This is a genomic window from Pseudoflavonifractor sp. An184 (genome assembly GCF_002160305.1).
Lineage (GTDB): Bacteria > Bacillota > Clostridia > Oscillospirales > Oscillospiraceae > Lawsonibacter > Lawsonibacter pullicola.
Window position 1 is genome coordinate 1 of the sequence record NZ_NFKI01000127.1, and the last position, 1,717, is coordinate 1,717.

General features: G+C 49.7%; 1 protein-coding gene. It reads right to left on the reverse strand.

Features of this window, described 5'->3' with window-relative positions; genetic code table 11:
• Positions 1–158 precede the first annotated feature (158 nt).
• Positions 159–1,385: an IS110 family transposase gene (locus B5F19_RS16705; protein ID WP_087292882.1), complete on the reverse strand. Its 1,227-nt coding sequence runs from the start codon at positions 1,383–1,385 to the stop codon at positions 159–161.
• Positions 1,386–1,717 lie beyond the last annotated feature (332 nt).

Consider the following 1,717-nt stretch of genomic DNA (forward strand, 5'->3'; position numbering starts at 1 on the left):
AGTCCAATGGTATTAAGTCAAGAGGGTGATTCACGGAAACAACAGAAGAAAACGCCATAGGAGAGCTATGTGAGCAGCCAAAAGGCAACACCAACCAAAGCCCTGCCCCTAAGAAAATTTGAAACAGGGCTTGGACATCAGAGTGGCAAGCGGTACGCTTAGCCCTCCGATGGGATATACAGGCGGTTGTCTTTCAGCAGCCGAAAGACCAACCGAACCAGTTTTCTGGCAGTTAAAGCGAGTGCGCGTTTATGCTGGTACTTGTTGACCTCTTTGAATTTAAGGTCATAGTAACGCCGGAACTCGGAGTCGCATCTTCTCACAGAGTTGGCAGCTTCCAGCAGGTAGTAGCGGAGATAGCGGTTGCCGGATTTAATCATTCGGGAGTGCTCCGCTTCAAATTCACCGGACTGGTGCTGTGTCCAGACAAGGCCGGCAAACTTGGCGACAGAGGCTTGGGAATCGAAACGGTGGATATCACCAATTTCAGCAATAATACCGGCGGAGTAAACCTTACCAATGCCAGGGATGGAAGTTAGAGTGTTTGGGATAATTTCAAACTGTTGTTCAATGGCTTTGTCCAGAACCTTAACCTGTTCCTTCAGTGCCCGCATAGAGGCGATGGAAACAGACATTGCCTGGTTCACGGTGTCGTTCACTGTCTTGGGCAGACGGTAAGAGCCTTTGGCCGCAGCCCGTACTGCTCTGGCAGTGGCATCTGGATCGACAAATCTGCCCCGGCCTGCTTGAGCAATAAAGTCGGTCAGTTCATCCAGATCAGTATTTGCCAGATCATCCACAGTTTCAAAATGCTCCATGAGAGCAATGGTAGTGGCGCTGGTGTTTTGAATGTCTTTCTCCTGAGCAATACCAGAGCATTTTAGGAATAAGTAGTTGGCAAACCTCTGCTTCTCCCGTGTCAGATTCTGAATGACATCAAATCTGGCTCTGGTGAGGGTTCTGAGAGCCTGGTAGCGATAGTCGTCCATATAGACCTCCTTGGCGATTCTGCCAAAACGGAGATGGTCGGCAATCACAAAGGCATCCACAAAGTCATTTTTGGGCAGATCTGGATAGGCTTCCTTGAATTTTTTGACCTGCTTGGGATTGAGGACATGGATCTTCCGCTGGAACCGGCTCAGGCTGCCATCCTCCCGGAGGGCATACACAAGGTTGTTCCCGTAGATAGAGGTGGCTTCTAGGCCAATCACCACATCACTGAGCCGCATGGAGCTGAGTGCCGACACAATTCTCTCTGACAACATTTTAGCACCGCCAAGATTGTTCTGCACAGAAAAGCTACTGTGCTTGCTTCCATCCGGCTTCATCAGGTAGGCGACATTGCTCCTGCTGCTCACATCAATGCCAACGAATAATGGGTTCACGATTTTCACCTCCCCGCATGGAGATTTCAGGCCAGCAGGCTTGGAGATACCCATGATAACCGGAGCATCCGCAACCTCGCGTATCAGAATCATTCCAGAGCAGACCAATGCGATATCCCTCACTGCTGAAAGGGCGACCCACACTCTGGCAAACAGCCAATGAGTTTGCAGCTAACTTCCGGCTCAGGGAAACTGACTTATTTTGAAGCAGCCCTACGGCTCAACCAGGAGGTAGAGAACTTGACCCTGCTGTCCTACAGCTATTGTATCACGGGCATCTCTAAGCCTGCTGATATCTGAATTATTAACTTTCAAACTTATTATACGAGGAG